The following is a 26,882-nucleotide window of genomic DNA, read 5'->3' as shown; positions in this document are numbered from 1 at the left end:
CGGCTCGCCCGCGGAGCTCCATGCTGCACCAGCCGGCGTGTGCCCCGGGGCACGGTGGTCGGCCCGCGCACCGTGCCGACCGCCTGCCGCGCCCGCGACCGTGCCGCTGGAGCCGGTCGCGTGGAAGCACCCGGCCGCGCGCTACGTGCTCCGGGGACCGCTCCTCGTGGAGGACGGCAGAGCCGAGATCCCCCTGCCCGGTGCGCGACAGCGAGCCGTCCTCGTGGCGCTGCTCCTCGCTCGCGGTCGGGCGGTGCCCGCCGATGACCTCGTCGACGCGCTGTGGGAGGACCCGCCCCGCGGAGCCGCGGCCAGCCTCCAGTCCTACGTGTCGCGGCTGCGCGCGGCCCTGGGCCTCGGTGCCGTGGTGCTCGAGCCGGGCGGCTACCGGCCGGCAGCCGAACCCGACGACATCGACGTCACCAGGTTCGAGCGCCTGACCGAGACGGGGACGGCGGCCCTGCGCGAGGATGATGCGGAGCGCGGAACGCCTGATCCGGCAGTCCCTCGACCTGCGGCGCGGGTCCGCGCTCGAAGGCTGCGCCGACCTGCCCTTCGCCGTGCCCGAGGCCATCCGGCTCGAAGAGGCCGCCTGGTGGCCGAGAAGGCACCGTGCGCGGCGGTGCTCCGCTCCGAAACCCCGCCCGAGGTGCTCGATCGCCTGGCCCGGCTGGTGCGGGAGCACCCGCTGCGGGAGCAGGCGCGGCGGCTGCAGGTGCTGGCGCTGTACCGCAGCGGCCGGCGGCGCGAGGCGCTCGCCTCCCTGGCGGACATCCGTCGAAGGCTGCAGGCCGGTCTGCGGCACGAGGAGCCCCCGGACACCTGGCCCTACCGGGCGGCGCTGGGCCGGCTGCTCCCGCAGTGGCACGACCCCGCCGCGCCGCCGTCGCCTCTTGCACACCTGGCCGAGGGCGTCCTGCGGTTGCTGCGCGGCTGGGTCGGGGATCAGGTACTCACCGTCGTCGTGGAGGACCTGCGCTGGGGACGGGGAGGCGCTCGCCGTCCTGGAGTACCGGGCGGACGACCTCGACCAGGAACGACGTGCTCCCGGTCGCAGCTCACCCCCTGGGTCAGCACCTCCAGCAGCGCGCTCCCGCACCTCGGTGCGGGAGCGCGACGCCGTCAGCTGCAGGGCCCGGTCGAGCAGGAGCTCGGCGGTGCTCAGCGCGCCACCGTCGCCCGGGCTGCCCGGGCGGCCGGCCACCGGCACCACACACTCCAGGAGGAGGTCCTATGCCGGTTCCCCCGGCATCACGCCCGTCTCTCTGGTGCCCGACGGTGGCCTTGGGCCGGCCGCGCGACCACGGTCGGGCGCGACCCGGAGGACGCTCCACATGCCCTGCCCCACGGCCCACTTGAACACGCCACTGCGGTAGGCGTAGTCGCCGGCTTCGCCGGCCGTCAGCCGGACGTCGTGCACGGAGTCGGCCGTCAGCCCGGAGGCCGATCCGGTCCACGGCCCGTCGACGAGCCAGGGAGCGGCCGGCCAGGCGAGCCCGTGCATGGTGAAGGTGTGGTTGCGCGGCTTGTCGGCGGCGCAGACCAGCCGCAGCCATACCTCGTCGCCGGGGGCCACCGTGAAACCCGGACGCACGGGCTCATCGGCGCGGAGCCCGAGTTGGCCCAGGAGGGTGGACCGGTAGTTGATCGCCTTCTGACCGGCGTCCTCGGGATCGTCCCCGGGAACGACGTCCCGCAGCGGCAGGTCGATGTCCCCGGCCACGAAGTGCCGCAGCCCGTCCTGGAGGAAGACGACGATCTCCTCGACCGTGTCCCCCGCGTCCGAGGTCAGGCGCGCCCGGGTTCCCCAGCGGACCGGCGTGTCCTCCCCGTCCACCCGCACCGTCCGCACCTCGTTGGTGGCCGGGTCCAGGCCCTCGGCCGTCCACCCCTCCGGCTCCACCACCAGCGCGCCGATCAGGCCGTGGTGGCGGTGGTTGCGGATGTCCCCCATGTCGTGCAGGTAGCAGACCTGGCCCAGCGGAGCGGTCCGGCGCCCGGCCCCGTCCTCGCCGTGCGGCGCCAGCGCGGGGTCGGCGTACCACCAGTACTCGCGCCAGTTCTGGTCGCGGTGGCCGATGGAGTGGTCGGTGCGCAGGATCACCGTGCCGGTGTCGGCGTGGATGTCGTGGCCGCCGCCGGGAGGGTCCAGAGCGGCGACCGTGCCGTCGTGGTTGCGGCCGACGTTGGCGCCGTCGTCGCTGACCACGTCGTAGCGGAGGAGGCTGGGGTGGAGCGAGACCCGTGGGGAGACGCGGCGCCGGTCGGGGTAGCCCAGCTCGTCGAGGTGCTCGATGGGCAGGCGGGGCGGGCTGACCTCGACGCCGAAGTCAGGCAGCCGGGGATCGGCGAACTCGTCGGACCCCCGCACCGGTTCCTCGGCCTCGGGCAGGAAGACCTCGTTGATCAGCACGATCCTGACCCACTGGCCGCTGCGGGCCCGCAGCACGAGCGGTTCGCCGGTGTGGTGGATCCCCGTGGCCCTCCGGTGGCCGGTCCGACCATCCGTGGGGGCGTCGTCCCAGCCGTCGGCGACCTCGTAGACCAGTCCCCAGGGATCGGTGAGCGCCGCTCCCGAGTACCGGTGCTCGGTCCGCCGCGCGGTCACCACGTACTGCTGGACCTCCGCGGGGTCGTGGTCCTCGCCCGCCCGCGGTGTGGGCCGGGGCGGCAGCGCTCCCGCAGCCCAGATGCCCTCCACGACCTCACGGGGGGATCGGGACGGATCCGGCCGGGCCCAGGCCAGGGGCGGGAGCTGGGCGAAGGCGGCGTCGCTGGGCTGGAGGGCGCGGATCAGTCCCCAGCACCCCAGCCAGAGGTCGTCCATGGCCGAGAACTTCCAGAGGTGGTCACCGAGCCCGTACGTGCTGCTGTCAGCAGGATCGATGTCCAGGGTGAAGACCTCGGAGATCCCGAGGGTCTGCTGGTTGACCAGGGGTGACCTGCGGTTGTGCCACTCCTTGCGCCAGCGCAGGCCGTGGGCCACGAAGCTGTGCTGCTCCTCGTGCGAGCCCTGGATCAGCCGGATCCGCAGCCGCTCCCCGGGGTAGGTGCCGACGAGTTCGGTGTCGGGATCGTGTCGGCCGCGCTCGAGGACGCCGACCGGGGCGGGCGGCTCAGCGATGTCGAGCGGTCCCGCGACGGGTTCCTCGTCGGCGCCCTCCCCGTCGGAGGACGAGCGGGTGCTGCTGAACCACTCTGACGGGTCATCGCCCCGGAAGGTGAGTGGAGCGTTGCGGTAGTTCACGCCCATGGCGCCGGGGTCGTCGTCGGCACCCAGCGCGTGCGGGGGGTTCAGCGGCGCACCTCCCTCACGGTAGAGGGGGATGAAGTCCCCGATCGCCAGGCAGGCCTCCCGGTAGGGCGGCAGGTCGGAGGTGTCCGGGGGGATGACCACGGCCTGCGGACCGGACCAGGCCGGCGTCCGCTGGTCGGGGAGGTACCAGCGGGACAGCTGCGGCTCGGCGATCAGCGCGGCGAAGAGCCCGTGCTTCTGGCGGTAGTTGGCCAGCAGGTGGTCGTGGAAGAAGCAGGGGCCGAACTCCTCGTCCACCACCCACCGGTGCAGGCTGACGTTGCGCGGCGGCTCGCCGGCCCGGTTGGGCCCGACGGCGTCGGTGCAGCTGGCGCCGGAGAGGTAGTTCCAGCCGGTGGCCGAACCGTCGGCGGCGAGGACGTCGAACTTGACCAGGTGGACGTGCAGGCCGCACTCGACCGGGAGGGCGCCCAGGTCGAAGTCGTCGGCCGGGTACGCCGTCAGCAGGTTGTGGAAGCGCAGCTCTACCACGTCGCCGTGGTTGGCACGCGGGAAGAACGGCTCGGTCCGCGGGGCAGGCGGTTCGCACCTCGTCGAGGCGGCCGGCTTGCCGTCGGGGCCGAGCGTGGTGACCTGCACCCCGGTGAGCCGGTATCGGTGGCCGCGGACGTCGTGCCAGCCCCGGCTGTTGTACTCGACCCGGTCCGCGACGGCGGTGACGTCGTAGCTGATGATCCGCTGCTCGGGCAGTCCGGCTGCGGTGTTCCAGCGGCGCGCCAGGCCGTCGAGGTGGACGAAGAGCGCTCCAGGCTGCGGGTCGGCCCGGCAGCCCGGGTCGAAGGCGTTCCACTCGGAGTCCGAGTGCAGGGGCATCCTCAGCAGGGTCCGCCGACCGCCGACGTCCTCCGCCCGGATGGCCGGCGGCGGAGGGGACTTGCGCGGGAAGGTGGCGTCGATGAACCAGGGGAACCCGGGTTGCTCCGGTGTGGACGGCGGGGGTTCACGGCCGGGGAGCGGGCACAACGGGGGGCACGGCGTGCCGTCGGGGTAGGCCCGGCCTCCGTCCACGTAGCGGTCGAAGCTGCGCCACAGTCCCCACATGCCGTGGTGGAAGTGGGGGTACAGGTGGCAGTGCCAGATGATGTCCCCGACGGCGTGCTGGCGGCTTCCGGACCCGTAGAGGGGGTCGATGGTCACCGCCGTCTGCGGGCCGATGGTGATCGAGTCGAGCAGTTGCGAGCCGCGGGGAGCCCCGGGCCGCCACGTCGACGGCTCGGCGGTGTCCTGCGGCACGGCACGCCACTGGTGCACGTGCAGGTGGAAGACGTGGGCCTCCTTGACCCCAGCGTGCACCAGCCGGATGCGCGCGGGGTCGCCGCGATAGGCGCGCAGGACCGGGGTGGCCGGCTCTCCGAACAGCCAGGAGCTGTGGTGCTGCTCCTCCCCCGCCACCCGTTCGAGGAACTCCCCCTCCGGTGTCCGGGCCGTCCAGAAGACCTCGCCGAGCTCGGTGTCCAGCGTGACCTTCACGGCGGAGAAGTCGATGCCGACCTGGCCGGGCGCCGGTTCGTCGGGGGTCGCCGCCGCGAGGCGGCGCATGCGGTGTGGCAGCCGGTTGGGCATCGGCTCGGCGCGGTAGGACAGCGGCATCACCGTGTGCTCGCCCACCAGGTGGGTCACGCCGTGGACCTCGGGCTCGTCGTGGAAGAAGACGGTGAACTCCCGGAAGCTCCTGGCGACCTCGGGATCGGTGGAGAAGTCGACGAAGGCGTGGTGCCGCGCGGCGCAGGGCGCCTCCGGGGTGCACCCGTCGGTGCAGGAGTCGTCGCCGGCGACGGCCTCCCCCGGTGCGAACTCCCGCTCGGCTGCGGCGAGGACGTCCAGGTAGAGCCCGTCCCCGTGGTCGGTGTCGGTGACGTCCTCGCCGGTCTCGGGGTCGCGCCAGCGGGAACCGGTCGGCTCGACGACGAGGGCGCCGAACAGGCCGTGGGCGTTCGTCCCCCGCTCGGTGCCCCGGATGTCGGCGAGGTCGTTGATCGTCCACACGCCCTCGTGCAGGCAGTTCCAGACGTACTTGCCCTGTTGGCCGCTGCCCACGGTGGAGTCCGGGTTGGCCCCGACGTACGCGCCGTCGCAGTAGCCGATGCCGGTGCCGGAGGTCCCGAGCGGGTGTTCGCCGCCGACCAGGCCCTCGCCCTGCAGGTGCAGGCCCACCCGCCGCTGGGCGATCTGGTTCTCGAGCAGCACCGTCACCGTGTCCCCGGCGCAGGCACGCAACACCAACGGACGCACGACCGGCAGGGGCTTCACGGGGTTGAACCAGTCGTACGGCGGAGCGGCCTCACCCAGAGCGGCCACGTCGAAGCTGTGGTCGTTGAGCAGCAGCCGCCGCGCGTCGTCCGCGGTCAGGTCGCTGTCCTTCGTCAGCGCGTCGGCGTCGAACCGCTCGTTCAGCGATACCAGCCGGTTCCGGATCGCCTGCTCGGCGCTGCGGAGGGCCACTCCCCACTCGCGGGACCAGCGCTGGAGCTGGTCGAGGTCCTCGGTGAGCTCGGTGACCTGTCCCCTGGTCAGTTCGCCGAGGGCGAGGACCAGCTCATCGACGGTGGCGCGGTAGTTCTGGCGGATCGCCCTCCCACGGGCGTCCCGCTGGGGTCCGGAGGCGTCGTCCTCCTCGCGCGCCAGCACCTGGGCCGCACTCCCCACGTCGTGCAGCAGGTGGTGGTCGTCGCCACGGCCGAGGGTGATCCGCATCTGCTGGTAGCGCTCCAGCCCGTCGACGACGAGCTGGATGAGCTGGCACCGGCGGTGCAGCCGCGGCAGGAACTCGTCGTGGTCCTCCCACTGTGCGCGGGCCCACCTCAGCAGGGGTTCATAGGACCGGAGGGTGAACAGCATGCCGTTGGGGTCGTGGTCCCCGTCGATCGTGTAGACGATCGGAAAGGACATCGCGACGACGTCGTAGCTTCGTTCGGACATGTCCAGCTCCTGAGGACTCGGTGGTCTGCGGCCGCGAGGACCAGGCAGGTCAAGCGCCGACTGGAACGGTCAGAAGGGGCCAGAGGACGCTGGCGAGCCCGACCGCGACGAGTGCCATCCCGGCCGGCCACACCAGCCGGCGCCCCCACGGGGCCAGCCGCTCGGCGGCCATGAGGACGGCGAGGACGACCATGGCCGGCAGCGCGGCCACGCCCACCGCGAATCCGCTCGCCATGAGCGCCCAGCAGCACCCGATGCACGACAGCGCGTACGCCGCGGCCAGCGTGACCACCTCGGCGGCGGGTGGCCGCCGGCCGCGCCAGTGGGCCAGGGCGAAACTGCGGGGGCTGCGGCAGGCCCGGAGGCAGCGGTCCTTCCACGGGGTCAGCTGGTAGATCCCGGCGCCGATGAGGACGGCTCCCGAGACCGCCCCCGCCACTCGCCGGTCGGGGCCGAGCCCGGCGGTGAGTGCGGACAGCGCGACGTCCCCGGCGATCAGCACGGCACCGACGACCGTCCAGGCGGCCACGAACACGCCGACCGCCCCACCGAGCAACCATCCGGCGTTGCGGTGCCGGGAGACCAGCCGCCGGACGGTGGACAGCATCGGCAAGGCCGGCGGGACCATCATGGCCAGCACCATCACCGACCACGCGCCGAGGACGGCCGCCGCCCGGCCGGCCAGTTCCCCACTGGCGGCGGAGGAGTGATGGTGTCCGGCAGCTCCGGGTGCGGGGAGCTCGCCGGCCCCCAGGCGGTGGTGGTCGAGGATCGAGGAGCTGTCCCCCGAGTGCAGGAACACCACCGCCAGCCACGCGGCCGCCGCGGTGCCGATGACCAGCAGGACCAGCAGCCGGCTGCCGTCCTCCCGGTTGGCGGGAGCGGAACGGGGCCGCGGACCCCGTCGGTCAGCGACCGGCGGGCCGGACATGGTCCCGATCGCCCGCCGCAGGGGAGCCCTCGAGCACGCCGCCCAATCCGCCGACCGGGTCCTGGTGGTCGTAAGCGAACGTTCCGCGCATGCCCGACCGGCCGGTCACGCTGAGCGTTCCGCCGGGCAGCGCTCCGACGTTGACCGACAGCTCCTCGCCGGCCTGGGCCACCACGGGGTCGGCGGCTGGCACACCGAGCTCCTTGGACAGCGCGGTGCGGGTCAGGCGGAGCGGCTCGGTCTCTCCGGAGAAGACCTTCGGCGTCCCGCTCGCGTGAACGCAGACCACGTCGTCCGAAGCCAAGGGGGCGACCGTGACCTCCCAGCACCCGTCCGCCGCGACGCGCAGGTCGATCCTGGCCCGCTCGAACCCGGCCACGACCCCGCTGACCTCGGCCAGGTCGGCCAGCGGACCCTCGAGCAGACCGCTGAAGGCCTGGGTGAGCCAGCCGAATTGCGCCGGGCTGGCTCCGGAGTCGACGTAGAGCACGGTCGTCGTGTTGCTCCCGTCCCGGCGGTTGCCCAGGTGGGTGGACACGCTGACCACCGTGCGGTCGTCCATCCCCACGCCGTTGATCAGCGAACCCGGGGCCAGGCGCCAGGCGATCAGGCCGGTGCAGTGGCCGCCGACCGGGTCGTCGTCGACCCAGCAGGGGCAGATGACCGTGCAGTCACACGCTTCCAGGAAGGACCCGCTCAGTGCATAGCTCATGTCACGCCCTGTGGGTGAGGAGGTTCGGGGAGACGGCGGCGTCGCTCAGTTCGTGGCGGTGACGGTCTCGGTGCCGGAGCCGCCGTGGGAGGAGTCGACCGTGACCGCGGTCGGTGGCGCGGTGATCCCGGGCTGTGTCCCCGGAGAGGCGGGCGCCAGCCCCTGCCCGCGGACGGTCAGGGTCGGCGGGTCGGCCTGGTCGGAGGACCGTGCGATGACGGTGAGGGTGTCGGCCTGGGAGTCGTACTCGGCCTGGGTGATGAGGACCGCGTCGGAGAGCCCGGTCGTCCTCACCCACGGCGGCGCGTCGGAGGTGTTGGTGACCGTGACCTCCTGAGGCACCCCGTCGCCGGAGGCCAGCCGGGCGTAGTAGTTCTCCTGGCTGGCGTCCATGGGAACGCTCGCCTGCCCCGGGACGCCGACCGTGATCGCCTGCCCGGGTTCGGAGTCGGCGAAGACATCGACCGAGACCGCGCCGGCCGCATCGCGTGCGTAGACGGCCCGTGTGATCTCCACCCCGGTCGTCCTGGCGAGGCGGCCCTGCAGGACGAAGAGCGGGGTGAAGACCTTGTCGGGGTTCGTCGGGTCGGCAGGATCGCGTGGCCCGCCGGCGTCGGCGATGTTCGGGCCTTCGATCCGGACGTAGTTCAGCGGCTGCCCGTCGGGGCCCTGAACCGGACTACCGGTGACTGTGTGCTCGGTGACGCCGTCGCCCACGTACCCGGGTGGAGCCTCGGCTTCCCCGGGTGCCATGTCGGCTCCGGTCGTCCAGCGCAGGAACGGCGCGACGGAGGACTGGAGCGCTCCGTCGAAGGCCAGGGGTGTCACCCCGATGTCCTCGGTGACGAACACCCGGCCCCGGTCGTCGGCGGGCAGCGGATCACTCTGCCCGTAGGGGTGGGTGAAGGTGTAGAGGGCCCCCGGGATCGCACCGTCGATCCGGAATCGGATCCGCCCGAAGACGACCTGCTGGCCGTCCATCACCACGCCCGTACCGCCGAACGCGGCCTCCAGGGCGAGCACCACCCGTGCGCGACCCGGCCGTGCCTGTCCTCCGGTCACCATATGGGCCTCGGCCAGCATGTAGAAGGCCTCCTCCGGGAAGGAGGACGGGAAGCCCGGTCGGGGCGTGCCCTGAGGAGACTCCGGTTCGCCGACCGCGGGAGCGAAGGGATCGTCGGGCTCGGTGACGAGTTCCAGCCGGGTGCCCCGACTGTCCTTGTACCAGAGCGGGTAGCCGTTGACGGGGCTGAGTGGCCCCACCTTCACCAGGCGGTCGGGGTTGGGGATCACCCTCGCCGCCCGGGACGACGACGGGCCGGCCGCAGCGGCGAGGTCGAGCCATGGACCTCTCGCCGCGGGTGTGCCCGGAGCGGCTCCGGTGTGCCCCCGCAGACCCGGATCTCCCAGGGGTGGCCCCGAGGATCCTCTCGGGTCGGGTCACCTTCCGAGGTGCTCGGCTTCATCGGGGCCTCCGGCGACGTCTGTGATCCATCCGGAGGACGAGATTGCCGAGGCGGCGTCACCGCAGCGTCACGGCGGCGTGATGGCTGCCCCGACGGACGGGATCGTCCCCATGCCCGAGGCGCCCGTCCGGGGCGACGATGAGCGGAATGGCGCGTCGCCGTCTGTCGGACAGCAGCCCCAGTGGTGGGATGCGTCGGAGGAGCCCTCCACCAGCCGGCGCGGATCGGCCTGCGGATCCTCCCGCTCATCGTGGTCCACGCAACTGGTCGGCGTGATCAGGGCTCCTGTCGAGATGGCATGCAGGTCGGCCTGCTCGTCGCCGAACAGCGGCCGATCGATGGCCGCCAACTCGTAGTACCGGTCTCGCTCATCGCGAGTAGTCCTCTGCGCTACCGGGTGAGAGAGCACCATCGGCTCCAGGATCACCGTCGACGCCCGCGGCCAGAGGACCGGGGACCTGAGGCACCATGCCGATCAGGGCCGCAATCGTGTGCGTACGCACCGTGTCGCCCCTCGGACACAGCATCGCCCCCAGGATCCCGCAGGTCGGGACCCGGGGCGCTCTCACGCCCGGGCGCGGACGGAGAGCAGCGGATGGTGCCCCACGGACGGACTGCTCAGCCTGCCCGGTCCAGCGGGGGCGGGATCTCGTAGTCGGCCGCGACGCGGTCGACGACCATGCCGCGCGCCTTCCGCCCCGCCGCCTCGTGCAGCGGGTGCACGAGGTAGGCGGCCAGCGCCGACGCGTCCCTGAACACCGAGTCCAGGACCAGGTCCCATGTCTGCCCGACGCCGGCCGTCGGGTGCACCTCGAGCGCCTGCAACCCGTCGATCCGGCCGAGCAGAGCGGTGAGGCTCTCGCGGATGGTGGTCACCTGCTGGTCTCTCTGGGTGGGTGTCGTCGCGGACAACTTCCAGAAGACGACGTGCCGAACGCTCATCTCGCGCCTCTCCTCGGGTGCGGTCGGCGGCACCGGAGCGTGGTGACGCCATGGATGCAGAGTCCGGTCAGCCGGGCCTACGCCGGCCGGGACGAGCGCCGGTAGAGATCCGCACCATGGCCTGTCGCCCGCGTGGTGACCGGCGCGGTGGGGCCGGTGGCCGCGCCGCGGGCCGCAACGAGCGGTGCGGTGCGGTGCGGTGCGGTGCGGTGCACGACGGTCGGGTGAGCGTAGGGCATGCCGAGGCCCGTTCCGCACCGCCGGTGTGCGTCGCCAGGCGAGCGCCGCACCGGTTCGCCGCCCGGGGCGCGCCCTGCGGCGATCCGGGAATCAACTGACTCACTTGACGCTTCAAGTAATCTGCAGGGGTCGCGGGAGCCGCGACCGACAGCGAGCGCAGCGGCCGATGCCGCGACGGACAGGAGAGCACGATGAGCGGAACCGAGGGGTCGACCGCCCGCACCGAGACCGCGGCGACCGGCCAGCGGCGGCAGCCGACGTACTTCATCTCGCACGGCGGCGGCCCCTGGCCCTGGATGACCGGCCCGTTCCGCGACGCGCAGAACCAGCTCGAGGAGTCACTCCAGCGCCTGCCCGGCGAACTCCCCGAGCCGCCGAAGGCCATCCTCATGATCTCCGGTCACTGGGAGGCGCCGGGCTTCGCCGTCCAGACGCACCCGAACCCGCCGATGGTCTACGACTACGGCGGCTTCCCCGACGAGATGTACCAGATCCAGTACCCGACGCCCGGCTCACCGGCGCTCGCCGGTCGAGTCGTCGAACTGCTGAGCGGCGCGGGCATCGCCGTCCGCGAGGACGCCGAGCGTGGCTACGACCACGGCATGTACGCCGTCCTGTTCCCGGCCTGGCCGGACGCGGACGTCCCCGTCGTCCAGCTCTCGATCGACCAGCGGTTCGATCCCGCGGAACACCTCGCCGTCGGCCGGGCCCTGGCACCGCTGCGCGACGAGGGGATCCTCATCCTCGCCAGCGGCTTCAGCTACCACAACCTGCGCCTCATGGGCCCGGGCGCGGAGGTTCCTTCGGCCGGGTTCGACGACTGGCTCGGCCAGACGCTGGTCGACAGCAGTCCGGAGGAGCGAGCCGGCCGACTGCTCGACTGGGCGCAGGCCCCGTACGCCCGCGTCGCCCACCCGCGCGAGGACCACTTCATCCCGCTCCTCGTCGCCGTCGGTGCCGCCGGCGACGACCAGGCTGTCCGCAGCTATCACGAGGACGCCTGGAACGGGACGGTGGTGACGTCGAGCTTCCGCTTCGGCGAGCCGGTCGCCACTGCGGCCCGAGATGCTGCCCGCGAGGCTGCGACCGTCTGACCAGCCGGCCGTCCACCACCCGGTGCGGACGCCCTCCAGCACCGCTCTGGACTCAGGCCGAGCATCGCCACCGCCGGCGTGGTCGAGGCGGGCGACAAGGTGATCCCGAGCTCGGAGGGCTGGGCCTGCTCGTGCAGGCCCAGCCCGTACTCGCATTGCCGTGAGCGGTGACCCGACTTACGGTCGCGATCTCGGCACAGCGGACGAGGTGGCGGCGGCGCAGCGCGCAGCAGCCGTGGTCAGGAGCAGCCATGAAGCCTCACATCGACACGCGACCCCGACTCGGGCCGCCGGCAGCCGACTCTCGTGGCCGACGCTGCGCCCACACGCTCTTCCTCTCGTGAGCACGTCGGCAGCCGGCCGCTCGCGCCGTTTCGAGGACAAGGTCGTGCTGATCACCGGCACCGGCGGCGGACAGGGCCGGGCGGCAGCGCTGCGCTTCGCCGCGGAGGGCGCCGTCATCGTCGGCGCAGACGTCAAGACCGCCGGGCACGCGGAGACAGTGGCCATGGTCGAGGGCGAGGGCGGGGTGATGACCGGAAGCGGAACCCTCGACCTCACCGTCGCCGACGACGTCGAGGCCTGGGTCCAGCAGGCGGTGACCGAGCACGGCGGCATCGACGTGGTCTACAACAACGCCGGGGTGTTCAAGATGGGCGACATCGCGACCCTGAGCCTGGCGGACTGGACCTGGTCGGTCGACCGCGAGCTGACCCAGGTGTTCTCCGTGACGCGAGCAGCATGGCACCACCTCGTCGCCAGGGGTGGTGGTGCGATCGTGAACACGGCGTCGATCGCGGGGGTGGTCACCCTCGGCGAGGGCGGTGGGATCGTGCACGCGGCGACCAAGGCCGCGGTCGTCGCCATGACGCGAGACCTCGCCGTCTCCGGTGCCACGCACGGGATCCGTGCGAACAGCATCAGCCCCGGCACCGTCCAGACGCCGGCGACGCAGGAGATGTTCGCCGACCCGGCCGGTCGCGAGGCGATGATGGGACCACAGCTCATCAAGCGCCTCGGGCAGCCCGACGACATCGTGTCCGCTGCCCTGTATCTCGCGTCCGACGAGGCGTCCTTCGTCACCGGCGTGAACCTCGTCGTCGACGGGGGCTACACCGTCAGGTGAGGGCGCTCGGCGGGCCGGCCGCCCGGATCCGGGGGCCGACCCCAGAACACGGGCCCCAGGTGGGAACAGCCGGTGTTGCACCGTCATTACTTGCACAGTCAAGCAAATGACGGACTGCGGCCCGTCTGATCTCTCACCCGGAGGACCGGATCACCATGAGCAGCACCGAGGACAACAAGGCCACCACGCGCCGCTTCTACGAGAGCTACAGCACCGGCGTGCAGGCCGCGTTCGACACCTCCGTCTCCACCGAGCTCGTCAACCACTCGATGGGTGACGCCGTCGGCCACGGCCCGTGGCTGCAGAACGACCTCGCCGCCGAGGCCGCGCTCCCCGACCAGAGGATCACCGTCCACGAGCAGATCGCAGAGGGCGACAAGGTCGTGAGCCGCTGGACGCTGCAGGGCACGAACACCGCGCCGTTCATGGGCAGGCCGGCTACGGGCAACACCCTGACGCTCGACGCGATCGTCATCGACGTCGTCCGCGACGGAAAGATCGTCGAGCACACCATCGTCGGTGACCTCGGCACGTTCATGGCGGGCTTCGGCAGCTGACCCACCGGGGTTCTCCCCCGACGGCCCACGCGCCGGTGCGCATCGACCAGCCACACGTCGACCCACCCCAGACCACAGAGTCCGGAGACCACGACAGGACCCGTGCCGCGCAGAGCCCGTCCGACCCCGGGGGCGTCGTGCTGGGCTTCTTCACCACCGCGTTCATCGAGCGCGACCCGGTGACGGCCGCCGACCGCTACCTCGGCACGACGTACACCCAGCACAACCCGGGCATCCCGGACGGCCCCGAGGTCTTCAAGCAGTTCATCCCGCAGTGGCTGTCGTCGGTACCGGAGCTGTCCTTCGACATCCGCCGCGTCACCGAGGGCGATCTCGTCGTGCTGCAGCACCACATGAAGAGCCGCCCTGATGACCTCGGGACGGCGATCGTCGACATCTTCCGCGTCGAGGACGGCCGTGTCGTCGAGCACTAGGACGTCCTGCAGCCCGTTGGTGCCGAGGCCGCCAACAGCAACACCATGTTCTAGGAGCACGAAGCAGGGACCAGCGCCCGCAGTCCGCCTGACTGGGGGCGCTGGCCGTGCCCGGCCATGCGGTCATCGAGCGCCAGGCCGGCGGCGGCCCCCGGTCAGCACGGACATCTCCCGGCGCCTGCAGCCGTGTGCGCATGCGGCGTGTCGCCCCTCGGACACCACATCTCACAGTCGCCCGTGAGGCCGCCGCACATGCGGTCCAGGTCGGCCCTCGACCCCGCTCGCGTGAGCGACGAACGCACGACCCGCACACCCGCTCGGCCGTCCGACCCGGTCGCATCCCCTGACCGAGGAGAACCGTCATGGCCTCCCAGGGCGTCACCTGGCACGCGATCGTCGTGCCGCAGGACCAGTTCGACGCGCAGGAGCAGTTCGTCATCGGCACCTACGGCGTCCAGCCGGCCATGGAGATGGACGGCGTCAGCGTCTTCTCCCCCGACGGTGACGTCTTCGAGCTGTACACCCCGGCGACCGTGATGCCGTGGGGCCTCGACGACGGCGTCGCGTTCGGCTTCCGGGTGGACGACGTCGAGGAGGCCGGCAAGCAGCTCGAGGCCGGCGGCGCCGAGCTCCTCGGCGAGATCGCCCGCTTCCCGGAGTACCAGGACGCCTGGCGGCGCTTCCGCGGCCTCGACGGCGAGGTGTACGGCATCCACGGGAACAAGCCGCAGCCCGGAGCCGGAGCCTGAGCCCGCGGGGCGGCGCCGGAAGACACACGGCGGCGCCGCCCGACCGGCGCCGCGCCCCAGCCGCCCTCGCGGGCCGGTACCTGCGCGCCCGGTCTGGCCAGCCGGACCGCTCCCCGCGGGCCCCGCCACGACGTCCGCCTCCGTCGGCGTGTCCCCGCGACCGGGGCGGGCTGTCGGCGGGCTCACGCGTGCTCGTCCGGTCCGCGGACGCGCCTGCACGAACGTCGACGACCCCGAGCGCCCGGGGGCTGTGCGCGACCCGCACGTGAGCGCGTCGCCGCAGTCACGAGCGTGAGGAAGAGGAGGCTGCGGGTGCGGCGGGACGTCGGCGACCCCAGGTCCCGCGGACACGACGTCGCTGCACCGGGCGCCTGCGCGGTCCGCACACGAGGCTCGGTACGTTCGCGCCCATGGGCGCAGCAGCCGACCTGGACCGAAGGGCCTACGACCTCGCAGTCGCCGACCTGCGCGCCCAGCTCGCGGCGCTGCCGTCCGGCGCTCCTGTGCGCCTGGGCAAGCGCACCAGCAACCTGTTCCGGACGCGGGAGGCGTCGTCGGCGCCGCGGCTCGACGTCTCGGCCTTCTCGGGCGTGCTGCACGTCGACCCGGACCGGCGGACCGCCGACGTGCTGGGCATGACCACCTACGAGGACCTCGTCGCGGCCACCCTGCCGCACGGGCTCATGCCGCTGGTCGTCCCGCAGCTGAAGACCATCACGCTGGGCGGGGCGGTCACGGGTCTCGGCATCGAGAGCAGCAGCTTCCGCAACGGCACGCCGCACGAGTCGGTGCTGGAGATGGACGTGCTCACGGGCGCCGGCGAGGTGCTCACCGTGACGCCGGACGGCGAGCACGCCGAGCTGTTCGCGGGCTTCCCGAACTCCTACGGCACCCTCGGCTACGCCCTGCGCCTGCTCATCGAGCTCGAGCCGGTGCAGCCGTACGTCCACCTGCGGCACATCGCGTGCGCGTCGGTCGCCGAGGCGGCCGACGTCATGGCAGCCGCGTGCCGCGGGCGCGAGGCGGACTTCGTCGACGCGACGTGGTTCTCGCCGGACGAGGTCCGCGTGACGCTCGCGAGCTGGGCAGCCTCCGCCCCGTACGTCTCCGACTACACCGGTCAGCACGTCTACTACCGCTCGGTGCAGTCGCGGGATGAGGACTGGCTGACCGTCGTGGACTACCTGTGGCGCTGGGACACCGACTGGTTCTGGTGCTCCCGTGCCTTCGGCGCGCAGAACCCGCTGGTGCGCCGCCTGTGGCCGAAGCGGTGGCTGCGCAGCGACGTGTACTGGAAGATCGTCGCCTTCGAGAAGCGGCACGGGTGGAAGACGCACTGGGACCTGCGCCGCGGCCTCCCGCGCCGCGAGGACGTCGTGCAGGACGTCGAGGTCCCGGTCGAGCGGCTGGCCGAGTTCATGGAGGTCTTCGCGCGCGAGGTCCCGATCGCGCCGGTGTGGTTCTGCCCGCTGCAGCAGCGCCCGGCCGGCCGCACGTGGCCGCTGTACCCGCTCGAGCAGGACCGGCTGTACGTGAACGTCGGCTTCTGGTCCAGCGTCCCCCTCGACGCCGACGAGCCGGACGGGACGCACAACCGCCTCGTCGAGCGCCTGGTGGAGGAGCTCGGTGGCCACAAGTCGCTGTACAGCACCTCCTACTACGACGAGGACGCGTTCTGGCGGCTGTACGGCGGCGAGACGTACGCCCGGCTCAAGACCGCGTACGACCCCGAGCGCAGGCTGCTCGACCTGTACGACAAGACCGTGCGCAACCGCTGAGGACGAAGGGGACGACGTGGGAGCCATGGGGATCGCGCAGGCGCTGCAGGCGGTGCTGGGCGGGCAGGTGGCGGTGACGGCCTACGACGACTCGGTGGCGGGGCCGCCGGACGCGGAGGTGACGCTGCACGTCCGCGACCCCCGGGCGCTCACGCACATGATCGTCGCGCCCGGGGAGCTCGGGCTCGCCCGCGGCTACGTCTCCGGCATGCTGGACCTCGACGCGCCCGACCACCACCGGGCGCTGCAGGTCCTGTCGACCGGCAGGCACATGGCCGACCTGTCCTGGGCCCAGCGCCGCGCCATCCTGCGCACCCTCGGCCGCGAGGCCCTGCACCTCGTCGAGCCGCCGCCGCAGGAGGTCGGGGCCCGCCGCTACCTCGCGGGCCTGCGCGCCCACACACGCCGGCGGGACGCGCTCGCCGTCTCCCACCACTACGACGTGAGCAACACGTTCTACTCCTGGGTTCTCGGGCCCTCGATGGCCTACACGTGCGCGGTCTACCCGGACGCGGCGGCGAGCCTGGAGCAGGCGCAGGAGAACAAGTTCGACCTGGTCTGCCGCAAGCTCGGGCTCGAGCCCGGGATGCGGCTGCTCGACGTCGGCTGCGGCTGGGGAGGCATGGCCCTGCACGCCGCGGAGCACTACGGCGTCGAGGTGGTCGGTGTGACGCTGTCGCGCCAGCAGGCCGAGTGGGGGCAGAAGGCGGCCGTCGAGGCCGGGCTGAGCGAACGGGTCGACCTGCGCTTCTCGGACTACCGCGACGTCACCGGGACGTTCGACGCGATCAGCTCCATCGGCCTCACCGAGCACATCGGCCTGGCCCAGCTCGACGCGTACGCCGCCCACCTCGCCTCGCTCCTGCGACCACAGGGACGACTGCTCAACCACTGCATCACCCGCCCCGACGACGACAGCCCGCCCATCCAGCGCCGCGGCTTCATCACCCGCTACGTCTTCCCCGACGGCGAGCTGCCGGGCGTCGGCCGCATCGTCGGCGCCCTGCAGCGGGCCGGCCTCGAGGTCCGCCACGAGGAGAACCTGCGGGAGCACTACGCCCGCACCTGCGCCGCCTGGTCGCGCAACCTGGACGACCGCTGGGAGCAGGCCGTCGAGGAGGTCGGGCTCGGGACCGCACGCGTCTGGGCGTTGTACCTGGCCGGCTCGCGGCTGGGCTTCGAGCGCAACGAGATCCAGCTGCACCAGGTCCTCGCCACGAGGACGACCGACGGCGACAGCGGCGCCCCCCTCCGCCCCGACTGGGGCGTCTAGGCCCTGTTTGAAAGGTCGCGCAGCCAGATGTCGATGTCGCTGATCTGGACGGTGGCCTCGTAGCGGACGGCGAGCTTGTCGTAGCGGGTGGCGAAGCCGCGGTGCTGTTTGTGCAGGTTGATGCCGCATTCGACGGCATGCCGCTGCCGGTAGCGGGCCGGGTCGAACGTCGGCGGTCGACCGCCGACGGAGCCCTTCTTGCGCCGGTTGGCCTGCTGGTCGGCCTTGACCGGGATGGTCGCCGGGATGCCGCGGCGGCGCAGATAGGCGCGGTTGGCCCGGCTGGAGTAGGCCTTGTCGGCCAGCACCCGATCCGGTCGGGTGCGCGGGCGACCCGGACCGGTGCGGTGTGGCACCCGGATCCGCTCGAGCACGGTGGTGAACTGCGGGCTGTCGGCCGCCTGCCCGGGGGTGAGCGCGGTGGCCAGCGTCTTGCGGCCGGCCTCGACGGCCAGGTGCACCTTCGTCGACAAGCCACCGCGGGAGCGGCCCAGCGTGTGATCGGGCGGCTCCCCGGCCGGCGGAGTGCGTTGGGCTTCGGGATGGCGGCGGGCGCCGGCGGCGTGCTGATGCGCCCGGTTGACCGTGGAGTCCACCGACACCACCCACTCGATTCCTCCGGCCTCCTCGCCCAGCGCCCGTAGTCCGGTGAGGATCGCGGGCCATCGGCCGGCCAGCTGCCAGGCGCGGAACAGGCCGTAGATGCTCTGCCAGGTGCCGTAGCGCTCGGGCACGTCCCGCCAGGGACAGCCGGTCCGGGTGCGGAAGCGGATGCCGTCGACGAGCTGGCGCAGGGTCCATTTCCGGGGTCTGCCGGGCTTCCTGCCGACCGGGAGCAGCGACTCCAGCAGCGCGGCGAGGATCGCCCACTGCTCGTCGGTCAGGTCATGGCGGGCACCGGCGGGTAGGGTGCCGTCCACGAGGTCTCCGTGGTGAGGGTCTTCTTGGTCGTTGATCCCTCTACCGGAGACCTCGCCTTTTCTCCGGCACCGACACGCCGCCCCCGGCCCCCGAGCGACTTCTCAAACAGGGCCTAGGCCGCCCGGATCAGGACGGCTGCCGCGGGCGACGGGGGCGTGCACGCTCCCCGGCGCACCGGCTGGGACGCTCCGCCCGTGTCGACCAGCGCGAGCCCCTCCGAGCCGGTCCGGCCTGGGCCGGACCGGGCCGCGACGGTCGTCGTCGTCGGTGGCGGGCAGGCCGGGCTGTCGGCCGGCTACCACCTGCAGCGCCGGGGCTTCGCCAGCGCGCTCGAGCAGCCGCAGGCCGACCGGAGCTACGTGGTCCTGGATGCCGAGCCCGCGCCAGGCGGCGCGTGGCGGCACCGGTGGGAGAGCCTGACGATGACCACCGTCAACGGGATCTTCGACCTGCCCGGGTTCCCCGCACCCGCCGTCGACCCGGACGAGCCGAGCCGGACCGCCGTCCCCCGCTACTTCGCGGCGTTCGAGAGGCACATCGCGCTCGCGGTCGAGCGGCCCGTGCGGGTGCTGGCGGTGCACCGCGACGACGACGACCCGGACGGCGACCTCGTCCTGCGGACGAGCGCGGGCACCTGGGTCTCGCGAGCGCTGGTCAACGCCACCGGCACCTGGGACAACCCCCTGCGCCCGGCCTACCCGGGGCAGGAGACGTTCGCCGGCGTGCAGGTGCACACGCGGGACTACGTGTCCGCGGCGGACTCCGCCGGGATGCGTGTCGCCGTCGTCGGGGCCGGCATCTCCGCGCTGCAGCAGCTGTCGGAGATCTCGGAGGTGGCGGCGACCCGCTGGTACACCCGCCGCCCGCCGGTGTTCCGCGACGACCTGCTGAACGACGAGGCGAACCGGGTCGAGCTCGTCGACCACGTCGCCGCCGACGTCGAGGCCGGCCGCCCGATCGGGAGCATCGTCTCCTACATCGGCCTCGCCTGGACCCCGTACGCCCTGGCGGCGCAGGCGCGCGGCGCCCTGGAGCGGCGGCCCATGTTCACCGCCGTCGACCCGGACGGGGTCAGGGAGGCAGACGGATCGCTCACGCCGTTGGACGCGATCGTCTGGGCCACCGGCTTCCAGCCCTCGCTCGCGCACCTCGACCCGCTCGCGCTGCGCAACGAGTTCGGCGGCATCCAGGTCACCGGGACGCAGGTGACCGCGGAGCCGCGCGTCCACCTCGTCGGCTACGGGCCGTCGCAGTCGACGGTGGGGGCCAACCGAGCGGGCCGACGCGCCGTCGCCGCACTCATCCGCCGGCTGAACGGCGCTCCCGGTCCAGCGTGAGCGCTGGTGCGCTCGGGCTCACCGCCCGACGGCAACGGCCTCCGCGCTGCGCCCGCCCGCGCCGGAGGTCGCGCTCGCAGGGCGGCCGCGGCGTCGGGACCACCGCACCGCCTCGCGCACACGTCGCTGTGCCCAGGTCGACAGCCGCGCCGTCCACGGGAACTCCCGGCCGAGGAAGGACAGGCCGACGACGACCACGGGCCAGCCCGGACCGGGCAGCGGCACGAGGAGCAGGCCGACCAGGACGATCAGCCTCCGACCACCGCCACCCCGACGCGGCTGACCACCGCGCGCAGCGAGCGGCGCCCGAGGGGCGCGGGGCCCTGAGGCCGTCAGGACGGCGTGCGTCCCGCCGCGACCGGTCGACCGTCGAGGAGGCCTGCGGAGCGGCCGGCCTGGTCGTCGTGTCGTTGACACCCGTGTCGGCCGGACCCTAGACAGGGCCGGTGGACGACGACGTCTCGCGCCGGGTGGCGCTCGAGGTGGCCGACGGCGTGGCGACCGTCCGGCTGGACCGGCCGGAGAAGCTCAACGCCCTGGATCCGGCGATGTTCGAGGCGCTGGTCGCCGTCGATACCGCGCTCGTCGACCGCGACGACGTCGGCGCGGTCGTGCTCACCGGCGCTGGCCGGGCGTTCTGCGCCGGGCTGGACTTCGGCTCGTTCGCCGCGATGGCCGAGGGCACCCGGGTCGTCGTCCCCCGGGAGCCGCTCGGCGCGGCCCGTGCGCTGGGCCAGCAGGCCGTGCACGTGTGGTCGCTGGTGCGCGCCCCGGTGATCGCCGCGGTGCACGGGTTCGCCTTCGGCGGCGGCCTGCAGATCGCACTCGGCGCCGACATCCGGCTCGTCGCGCCCGACGCCCAGCTGTCGGTGATGGAGGTCCAGTGGGGCCTGGTGCCCGACATGTGCGGTACCCAGCTGCTGCCCGAGCTGGTCGGCCGCGACGTGGCCAAGGAGCTGGCGCTCACCGGGCGCAGGGTCAGCGGCAGCGAGGCGGCGCGGCTGGGCCTGGCCACCCGCGAGGCGGCCGACCCGCGGGCCGAGGCGCTCGCCCTGGCGGCTCAGATCGCCGGGCACAGCCGCAGCGCCACCCGGGCGACGAAGCGGCTGATCGAGCTCGCCGGGCGGGTGCCGCTGGCCGAGGGGCTGCAGGCCGAGCAGGACGAGATCGGCGCGCTCATCGGCTCCCCGGAGCAGGCCGCGGTCGTCCGGCGGCGGCTGTCGTGAGCGCCCTGTTCGACCTGACCGGCCGTCGCGCGCTGGTGACCGGCGGCGGGTCCGGCATCGGTCTGGCCATGGCCCGGGCGCTCGCCGACCACGGGGCGTCGCTGGCGCTGTGGGGACGGCGGGCCGAGAGGGTGCGCGCCGCGGCCGAGGAGCTCACCGCCGCCGGCGCCGTGGCGCACGCCCAGCAGGTCGACGTGTCCGACGAGGCGGCCGTCGCCGAGGGCGTGCGGGAGACGGTGGCGCTCCTCGGCGGCCTCGACGTGGTCGTGGTCAACGCCGGGCTCGGCGTGCCGCTGAAACCCCTGATCGACACCACGGCGGCCGACTACCGGACCGTGATGGCCACCAACCTCGACGGCGCCTTCTGGACGCTCCGCGAGACCGCCCGGGTGCTCGTCGAGCAGGGCACCGGCGGCTCGGTCATCGCGGTGGCCAGCCTGGCCGCCATCAGCGGCACCGCCCGCAACCACGCCTACGGGGCGAGCAAGGCCGGCCTGACCGCGTTCGTGCGCTCCGCCGCCGTGGAACTGGCCCGGCACGGCATCCGCGTCAACGGCGTCCTGCCCGGCTGGACCGCCACCGACATGACCGCCGCCGCGCAGTCCTCGCAGGTCTTCACCGACCGGGTCATCTCCCGCGTGCCGATGGGCCGCTGGGGCCGGCCCGAGGAGTTCGGCGGCGTCGCCGTCTACCTCGCCGCCCACGCGTCGAGCTACCAGACCGGCACCACGGTCCTGGTCGACGGCGGCTACGCGGTCTTCTGACCGACGTCCGCCGCGGGTCGGCACGTCGTCGCCCCGCGTGCTGGACTGGGCGGGTGTTCCGCCTGCGCCAGCTCGTGCTCGCCGCGCAGCAGCTGGCACCGGTGGAGCGGGCGCTGCGGGAGCTCCTCGGCGCCGCCGCACCGCACCGCGACCCCGATGTCGGGCGCTTCGGCCTGACCAACGCCGTCCTCGCCGCGGGCTGCGACTTCGTCGAGGTGGTGTCGCCCTCGGCGCCCGGCACGGCGGCCGGGCGGTGGCTCGCGCGGAACGGCGGCGACGGCGGCTACGTGCTGGTGGTCGACGGGCCGGCGGCACTCACCGCGCCCGACCGCCTCGCGGCGCTGGCCGTGCGCGAGGTGCACCGCGTCGAGCTGCCCGACGTCGTCGACGTGCACCTGCACCCGCGGGACACCGGCGGCGTGCTCCTCGCCCTTGACGCCGTCGACCCGGCCGGGTCGTGGCGGTGGGCGGGTCCGGCCTGGACCGGTCGCAGCCCGTCCTGCGCCGGTGGACTGCGCGAGGTCACCGTCGCCGTCCCCGACCCGGACGAGGTGGCCCGGCGCTGGGCCGCGCTGCTGGACGTCCCGGCGGTCGGCGGCGGGCTGGGACTCGACGGCGGCCGCCAGTCCCTGTCCTTCGTCGCCGGCGCGGGCGACGTCGCCGCCGTGACCGCGGCACGGCTCGCGCTGCCCGGGGCCCGGCCCGACACGGCCGACGTCGGCGGCGTGCACGTCCAGGTCGTCCCGCTGGAGGAGGAGACGTGACCGACATCGAGACCGGCACCGAGCACCTGCTCGCCCGCGTCGAGGACGGCGTCGCCGTGCTCACGCTCAACCGCCCGGAGCGCCGCAACGCGCTGTCCACGCCGATGCTCACCGCCCTCGGCACGACGCTCGCGCGGGTCGAGGCCGACGACGCGGTCGGTGCCGTGGTGCTGACCGGCGCGGGCGGCGCGTTCTGCGCGGGCGGCGACGTCAAGGGCTTCGCCGAGCGCTCCCCCGGCGCGCCCGGTGCGTCGGCGGAGCGGGTGCAGCGCGCGAACCAGCGCGCCACCAGCGGACGCCTGTGGCGGATGGCCAAGCCGACCGTGGCGGTGCTGCCCGGGGCCACCGCGGGGGCGGGCCTGTCGCTCGCGCTGGCGTGCGACCTGCGCTACGCGGCGTCCTCCGCCGTGCTGACCACGGCGTTCGCCCGTGTCGCGCTCGCCGGCGACTACGGCAGCGCGTGGTTCCTCGTGCGCCTCGTGGGCCCGGCCCGCGCCCGAGAGCTGCTGTACCTCTCGCCGCGGCTGTCGGCCGACGACGCCCTGCGGCTGGGCCTGGTCAACGCCGTGCTGCCGCCGGAGGCCCTCGACGGCGAGGCGCTGGCGGTGGCGCGCCGGCTGGCGCACGGGCCGCGCGCGGCACTGGCGTCGATGAAGGAGAACGTCGCGCTGGCGCTCACCGCCCCGCTCGACGAGTACATGGACGTCGAGGTGACCCACCACCTCGCGACCTTCGCCACCGCCGACCACGCCGAGGCCGCGCGCGCCTTCGTCGAGAAGCGGGAGCCGGTCTTCGGCACCGGCGCCGGAGGAGGCAGAACCGGCGGTCCGTGACCGCGGAACGCCTCCTCCAGCCACCACGACGGCCGGTCCCGGGCCACCTCCGCGTCGACGAGCAGCGGGGTGCCGCGGGGGCCGGCGAGCCGCTCCCCCACCGCCGCCAGGTCCCCGGGCTCCCGGTCGGGAACGGCCGTGAACCCGTGGCCGCGGGCGATCGCCGCGAAGTCGCTCTCGGGGAAGCGCACGGCGGTCCGGCTCGGTCTGCCCATGGTGGTCGTCGTGTACGACGACGCCGCCTACGGAGCCGAGGCCCACCACTTCGGGCCCGACGGGCACCCGCTGGGGGACGGCGCGGCGCTCATGGGCGCCTCGGAGCTGGAGACCGTCAGAGGTCCCCGTGATGCTCGTGTGGAACTCCCCGCCTCGGCTGCACCCTCGAACGGTGCGGCGACGGATCGCCGCCTGGTGCCCCCCGTCACGGTGCACGTACGGGTGGACGGTCGGCTCTGCGGCGCACCGCACCCCTCGGCGCGACGCCGTGAGTCGGTTCCTGTTGCGCAGGGACGTGGTCGGGTCTGTGCTGGATCAGAACCGACCGGAATCGGTCACGAGGAGCTTCGATGCCACGCCCTCCCGAGTCCACCCAGGTCTCATCCGTGCGTCGCGTCATCGTGGCCAGCCTCGTCGGGACGTCGCTGGAGTGGTACGACTTCTTCATCTACGGCACGGCTGCCGCCCTGGTGTTCAACAAGGTCTTCTTCCCTGACTTCGCCCCGCTGGTCGGCACCCTGCTCGCGTTCACGACGTACGCAGTCGGTTTCGTGGCACGGCCGCTGGGCGGGGTGGTCTTCGGCCACTACGGCGACAAGCTCGGCCGCAAGAACGTGCTGGTCGTGACGTTGCTGATCATGGGTGTGGGCACCTTCCTGATCGGCGTGCTGCCCACGTACGGGTCCATCGGTGTGTGGGCCCCGATCCTGCTGGTGACGCTGCGCTTCCTGCAGGGGCTGGGCCTCGGCGGGGAGTGGGGTGGTGCGGTGCTGATGACGCTCGAGTCCGGCTCCGCGCACCGGCGCGGGCTGAACGCCAGCTGGCCCCAGGTCGGGGTGCCGATCGGGCTGCTCCTGGCCAACGGGGTGCTGTCACTGATGGGGGCAGTCACGTCCGACTCGGCCTTCGTCGGCTGGGGGTGGCGGATCCCGTTCCTGCTCAGCGGTGTCCTGGTCCTCGTGGGGCTGTGGATCCGGATGACGATCGCCGAGAGTCCGCTGTTCCGCGAGGTCGTGGAGCACGACGCCAAGGCGGAGGCGCCGATCGTCGACGTGCTGCGCCGGTACCCGTCGCGGGTGCTGCTCGCCATCGGGGCGCGGGTCGGGGTCGACGTCGCGTTCTACACCTTCATCTTGTTCATCACGACGTACGTGGCGACCTACCTGGAGCTGCCGAGCACCTACGCCCTCAACGCGGTCCTGATCGCCGCCGCGGTGCAGGTGTTCCTCATCCCCTGGTTCGGGGTCCTGTCGGACAGGTTCGGACGCCGGCCGGTCTACCTCTTCGGCGCAGTCGGAGCCGCGATCTGGGTCTTCGTGTTCTTCGCCCTGCTGGACACCGGCCGCTTCGCACTGATCGTCCTCGCGACGGCGATCGCGCTCTTCTTCCACGCCGCGATGTACGGCCCGCAGGCGTCCTTCATCGCTGAACTGTTCCCGACCCGGGTCCGCTACACCGGCGCCTCGATGGGGTACCAGCTGGCCGGGATCCTGGGCGGAGCCCTGGCCCCCATCGTCTCCGTGGCCCTGCTCGATCGCTACGACACCTCCCTGGCCGTCTCCCTGTACGTGGTCGTCGTCCTCGTCCTCACGACCGTCTGCGTCTTCCTGGCCCCGGAGACCGCGCGGATGGACCTGCACGCCGACCCGGCCACCGCGAACACCGGGAGGACCGGTGACCGCGCTGCCTGACCACCGACCGCGAGGCCACGGCGGCGTCCTCGGCGACCGGTTCCCCGCTCCCGCTGATCGATCCGGCCTCCCGAGGGGTGTTCCGTCCGGTGGATCCGGACTCCGACCCGGGTGAGGGTTTCGGCCGCTGGACGCTGGGTGATGACGACGCACTGCTCGAAGGTCGTGACCAGCGCCAACGCCGCGTGCGGCCACCACGCCGGGAACCCCTCGATCATGGTGACGCCTCGATCATGCGGCGTGTCTGCGCGCGGGCAGAGCGCATGACACTCCGCCCTCATCACCGCACCGCCGGGGGCCGTCGACATCCCGGTCACCTACGACGGTGCCGACCTCGCGGACGTGGCCGAGCTCGTCGGCCGGCCCCAGGCCGAGATCGTGCGACGTCACACCCGGAGCGAGTGGACCGTGGGGTTCTGCGGGTTCGCTCCCGGGACCTGTCCCGCGACCCCGCAGCGCTGCTGCGGCCGGGCAACCGGGTCCGGTTCTCCGACGTGGGACGGTCATGGCGAGCGCCGCGACCGTCCTCGACACCGGGCCCCGCCTCGACTGGTCCACCCCCGGGCGTGGACGACGCTGACCGGTCGGCCGTACGCGGTCACCGACGACGAACAACCGGATCGCACTCCGTCTCGACGGCGCGCAGCTCGAGCGGGCTGAGCAGGGCGAACTGAAGAGCGAGGGCATGGTGCGCGGCGCACTGCAGACACCGCCGTCGGAAGACCGGTCCAGTTCCTCGCGATCATCCCGTGACCGGCGGCTACCCCGTCCTCGGGTACGTCCGGGACGCCGATGTCGACCCGTGCGCGCAACTGGTCCCCGGCCCGCGCGTCCGCTCGCATCCGACGCCTGCCCGGCAGCACTGTCAGTCGCCGACCAGGACGCCGTCGGGCGTCCGGTAGACACCGACCGAGTCGGGGACGTCGCCCTCGCAGACGGGGATGCCGTCCACGCCCATGTCGCAACTGAAGGGCGGGTAGTCGACCTCGTCGTCCGCGGGCACCTGACTCGCCGGGTCGATCCGGAACGCCGCCAGGACCTCCCCGTCCGGGTCGAGGTAGGAGATCAGCACCTCGCCCTCCGGGACGTCGAAGGCGATCCCGTCCTCCACCGGACGACCGATCGCGCCGTCCCCGGGGTCGACGGTGGGACCCTCCACGGTCTGCGCCCGGAGGCGCAGCGGGTCCACGGGCACGGCGTCGCCGGCGGCGGTGACGTCGACGTCGACGTCGACGACGAGCCGGGAACTGTCCGCCCCATGGGTGCGGCGGACCCCGTCGAGGGTGATGGTGGCCGGGCTGCCCACCTGGTCGGTGAACGGAACGGTGTCCCCCACGTCCGCGACGGGCGCCGGGGTGGTGGCGACCTCGCCTGGCGCGGCGTCGTCGCTCCCAGGACCGCAACCGGCGAGCACGGTGAGGCAGGCAGCGAGCAGAACGGTGCGGCGCATGGCGATCCCCGGAACGGCTGCGTCCCACGCTAACCGCCGACCGGGCTCCGGTGGCGGGCTCCCGGCGCGGCAGTCCTGTGCCGGCCGGGGTGTCGCCGGATCTCCGCGGTGGGAGGCAGCCGCTGCGCCGCCGTCCCGACGAC

General features: G+C 73.2%; 25 protein-coding genes and 1 pseudogene. 17 read left to right on the top strand and 9 right to left on the bottom strand.

The annotated features are described in order from the left end of the window. Positions 1-37 precede the first annotated feature (37 nt). Positions 38-796 (top strand): annotated as a pseudogene (locus tag ACU616_RS21795) (AfsR/SARP family transcriptional regulator); the annotation flags it as partial. A 435-nt stretch (positions 797-1,231) separates the two neighbouring features. Here ACU616_RS21795 and ACU616_RS21790 read toward each other — a convergent pair. From ACU616_RS21790 to ACU616_RS21765, 6 genes are all read right to left on the bottom strand, one after another. Continuing rightward, a complete protein-coding gene (locus ACU616_RS21790) occupies positions 1,232-6,235 on the bottom strand; it encodes a multicopper oxidase domain-containing protein (RefSeq protein ID WP_446760504.1) in 5,004 nt (1,667 codons plus the stop codon). Between the two features lie 49 nt (positions 6,236-6,284). After that, entirely contained in the window at positions 6,285-7,166 is an 882-nt protein-coding gene (locus tag ACU616_RS21785; RefSeq protein ID WP_446760503.1) for a DUF2182 domain-containing protein, read from the bottom strand. Next, positions 7,144-7,878, bottom strand: coding sequence for a DUF1326 domain-containing protein (locus ACU616_RS21780; protein WP_446760502.1), 735 nt, complete (start codon positions 7,876-7,878; stop codon positions 7,144-7,146). Before ACU616_RS21780 ends, ACU616_RS21785 begins: the two co-directional genes overlap by 23 nt. Positions 7,879-7,923: 45 nt before the next feature. Beyond that, positions 7,924-9,171, bottom strand: a complete 1,248-nt coding sequence (locus ACU616_RS21775) for a hypothetical protein (RefSeq protein WP_446760501.1) — start codon at positions 9,169-9,171, stop codon at positions 7,924-7,926. Between the two features lie 240 nt (positions 9,172-9,411). Continuing rightward, positions 9,412-9,771, bottom strand: a complete 360-nt coding sequence (locus ACU616_RS21770) for a hypothetical protein (RefSeq protein ID WP_446760500.1) — start codon at positions 9,769-9,771, stop codon at positions 9,412-9,414. 191 nt (positions 9,772-9,962) lie between these two features. Further along, positions 9,963-10,286 carry a Dabb family protein gene (locus tag ACU616_RS21765; protein ID WP_446760499.1) on the bottom strand — a complete coding sequence of 108 codons (324 nt, stop codon included), beginning with the start codon at positions 10,284-10,286 and terminating at the stop codon, positions 9,963-9,965. A 431-nt stretch (positions 10,287-10,717) separates the two neighbouring features. On the opposite strand from ACU616_RS21765, the gene ACU616_RS21760 reads away from it, so the two are divergent. The 7 genes from ACU616_RS21760 (at position 10,718) to ACU616_RS21730 (ending at position 17,537) form a co-directional block, all read left to right on the top strand. After that, positions 10,718-11,620, top strand: coding sequence for a DODA-type extradiol aromatic ring-opening family dioxygenase (locus ACU616_RS21760; RefSeq protein WP_446760498.1), 903 nt, complete (start codon positions 10,718-10,720; stop codon positions 11,618-11,620). Between the two features lie 160 nt (positions 11,621-11,780). Next, the gene (locus ACU616_RS21755; RefSeq protein WP_446760497.1) at positions 11,781-12,746 is read left to right on the top strand and encodes an SDR family NAD(P)-dependent oxidoreductase; all 966 of its coding nucleotides are present in this window, start codon (positions 11,781-11,783) and stop codon (positions 12,744-12,746) included. Between the two features lie 155 nt (positions 12,747-12,901). Further along, positions 12,902-13,303, top strand: a complete 402-nt coding sequence (locus ACU616_RS21750) for an ester cyclase (protein ID WP_446760496.1) — start codon at positions 12,902-12,904, stop codon at positions 13,301-13,303. Positions 13,304-13,440: 137 nt separating this feature from the next. After that, a complete protein-coding gene (locus tag ACU616_RS21745; protein WP_446760495.1) occupies positions 13,441-13,737 on the top strand; it encodes a nuclear transport factor 2 family protein in 297 nt (98 codons plus the stop codon). A 362-nt stretch (positions 13,738-14,099) separates the two neighbouring features. Further along, positions 14,100-14,486 carry a hypothetical protein gene (locus ACU616_RS21740; protein WP_446760494.1) on the top strand — a complete coding sequence of 129 codons (387 nt, stop codon included), beginning with the start codon at positions 14,100-14,102 and terminating at the stop codon, positions 14,484-14,486. Between the two features lie 410 nt (positions 14,487-14,896). After that, positions 14,897-16,264 carry an FAD-binding protein gene (locus ACU616_RS21735; protein ID WP_446760493.1) on the top strand — a complete coding sequence of 456 codons (1,368 nt, stop codon included), beginning with the start codon at positions 14,897-14,899 and terminating at the stop codon, positions 16,262-16,264. A gap of 25 nt (positions 16,265-16,289) precedes the next feature. Continuing rightward, positions 16,290-17,537 carry a class I SAM-dependent methyltransferase gene (locus tag ACU616_RS21730; RefSeq protein WP_446760492.1) on the top strand — a complete coding sequence of 416 codons (1,248 nt, stop codon included), beginning with the start codon at positions 16,290-16,292 and terminating at the stop codon, positions 17,535-17,537. On the opposite strand, the gene ACU616_RS21725 is transcribed toward ACU616_RS21730, so the two are convergent. Next, positions 17,534-18,457 (bottom strand): IS5 family transposase, encoded by a 924-nt coding sequence (locus ACU616_RS21725; protein ID WP_446759551.1) that lies wholly within the window; start codon positions 18,455-18,457, stop codon positions 17,534-17,536. The genes ACU616_RS21730 and ACU616_RS21725 overlap by 4 nt on opposite strands. Before the next feature lie 195 nt (positions 18,458-18,652). On the opposite strand from ACU616_RS21725, the gene ACU616_RS21720 reads away from it, so the two are divergent. Then, a complete protein-coding gene (locus tag ACU616_RS21720) occupies positions 18,653-19,795 on the top strand; it encodes an NAD(P)-binding domain-containing protein (protein ID WP_446760491.1) in 1,143 nt (380 codons plus the stop codon). Positions 19,796-19,813: 18 nt separating this feature from the next. Here the strand turns inward: ACU616_RS21720 and ACU616_RS21715 are convergent, their stop codons facing one another. After that, positions 19,814-20,212, bottom strand: coding sequence for a PGPGW domain-containing protein (locus tag ACU616_RS21715; protein ID WP_446760490.1), 399 nt, complete (start codon positions 20,210-20,212; stop codon positions 19,814-19,816). 29 nt (positions 20,213-20,241) lie between these two features. Here ACU616_RS21715 and ACU616_RS21710 point away from each other — a divergent pair, with 29 nt between their 5' ends. The 8 genes from ACU616_RS21710 (at position 20,242) to ACU616_RS21675 (ending at position 26,191) form a co-directional block, all read left to right on the top strand. After that, positions 20,242-21,021 (top strand): crotonase/enoyl-CoA hydratase family protein, encoded by a 780-nt coding sequence (locus ACU616_RS21710; protein WP_446760489.1) that lies wholly within the window; start codon positions 20,242-20,244, stop codon positions 21,019-21,021. After that, positions 21,018-21,785, top strand: a complete 768-nt coding sequence (locus ACU616_RS21705) for an SDR family NAD(P)-dependent oxidoreductase (protein ID WP_446760488.1) — start codon at positions 21,018-21,020, stop codon at positions 21,783-21,785. The genes ACU616_RS21710 and ACU616_RS21705 overlap by 4 nt, the downstream gene beginning before the upstream one ends. 53 nt (positions 21,786-21,838) lie before the next feature. Then, a complete protein-coding gene (locus ACU616_RS21700; protein WP_446760487.1) occupies positions 21,839-22,549 on the top strand; it encodes a hypothetical protein in 711 nt (236 codons plus the stop codon). Further along, a complete protein-coding gene (locus ACU616_RS21695) occupies positions 22,546-23,382 on the top strand; it encodes an enoyl-CoA hydratase-related protein (RefSeq protein WP_446760486.1) in 837 nt (278 codons plus the stop codon). The genes ACU616_RS21700 and ACU616_RS21695 overlap by 4 nt, the downstream gene beginning before the upstream one ends. Before the next feature lie 602 nt (positions 23,383-23,984). Next, a complete protein-coding gene (locus ACU616_RS21690; protein WP_446760485.1) occupies positions 23,985-25,289 on the top strand; it encodes an MFS transporter in 1,305 nt (434 codons plus the stop codon). A 141-nt stretch (positions 25,290-25,430) separates the two neighbouring features. Further along, complete coding sequence (locus tag ACU616_RS21685) at positions 25,431-25,556, top strand: LamB/YcsF family protein (protein WP_446761512.1); 126 nt, start codon at positions 25,431-25,433, stop codon at positions 25,554-25,556. Between the two features lie 75 nt (positions 25,557-25,631). Then, positions 25,632-25,949: a carboxyltransferase domain-containing protein gene (locus tag ACU616_RS21680; protein ID WP_446760484.1), complete on the top strand. Its 318-nt coding sequence runs from the start codon at positions 25,632-25,634 to the stop codon at positions 25,947-25,949. An 89-nt stretch (positions 25,950-26,038) separates the two neighbouring features. Further along, positions 26,039-26,191, top strand: coding sequence for a hypothetical protein (locus ACU616_RS21675; protein ID WP_446760483.1), 153 nt, complete (start codon positions 26,039-26,041; stop codon positions 26,189-26,191). Here the strand turns inward: ACU616_RS21675 and ACU616_RS21670 are convergent. Then, positions 26,155-26,739 carry a hypothetical protein gene (locus ACU616_RS21670; protein ID WP_446760482.1) on the bottom strand — a complete coding sequence of 195 codons (585 nt, stop codon included), beginning with the start codon at positions 26,737-26,739 and terminating at the stop codon, positions 26,155-26,157. The two genes, ACU616_RS21675 and ACU616_RS21670, sit on opposite strands and share 37 nt — an antisense overlap. Between the last annotated feature and the right edge of the window lie 143 nt (positions 26,740-26,882).

It is taken from the genome of Geodermatophilus sp. URMC 62, assembly GCF_052931475.1.
The sequence above is the reverse complement of the archived record's forward strand: the minus strand, read 5'-3'. Positions and strand labels throughout refer to the sequence as shown.

Coding starts and splice junctions, on each gene's coding strand:
- ACU616_RS21765 (WP_446760499.1), bottom strand. CDS start 10,286: ATGAGCGTTCGGCACGTCGTCTTCTGGAAGTTGTCCGCGACGACACCC.
- ACU616_RS21670 (WP_446760482.1), bottom strand. CDS start 26,739: ATGCGCCGCACCGTTCTGCTCGCTGCCTGCCTCACCGTGCTCGCCGGT.
- ACU616_RS21685 (WP_446761512.1), top strand. CDS start 25,431: ATGACGACGCACTGCTCGAAGGTCGTGACCAGCGCCAACGCCGCGTGC.
- ACU616_RS21790 (WP_446760504.1), bottom strand. CDS start 6,235: ATGTCCGAACGAAGCTACGACGTCGTCGCGATGTCCTTTCCGATCGTC.
- ACU616_RS21780 (WP_446760502.1), bottom strand. CDS start 7,878: ATGAGCTATGCACTGAGCGGGTCCTTCCTGGAAGCGTGTGACTGCACG.
- ACU616_RS21730 (WP_446760492.1), top strand. CDS start 16,290: ATGGGGATCGCGCAGGCGCTGCAGGCGGTGCTGGGCGGGCAGGTGGCG.
- ACU616_RS21740 (WP_446760494.1), top strand. CDS start 14,100: ATGGCCTCCCAGGGCGTCACCTGGCACGCGATCGTCGTGCCGCAGGAC.
- ACU616_RS21760 (WP_446760498.1), top strand. CDS start 10,718: ATGAGCGGAACCGAGGGGTCGACCGCCCGCACCGAGACCGCGGCGACC.
- ACU616_RS21785 (WP_446760503.1), bottom strand. CDS start 7,166: ATGTCCGGCCCGCCGGTCGCTGACCGACGGGGTCCGCGGCCCCGTTCC.
- ACU616_RS21750 (WP_446760496.1), top strand. CDS start 12,902: ATGAGCAGCACCGAGGACAACAAGGCCACCACGCGCCGCTTCTACGAG.
- ACU616_RS21735 (WP_446760493.1), top strand. CDS start 14,897: ATGGGCGCAGCAGCCGACCTGGACCGAAGGGCCTACGACCTCGCAGTC.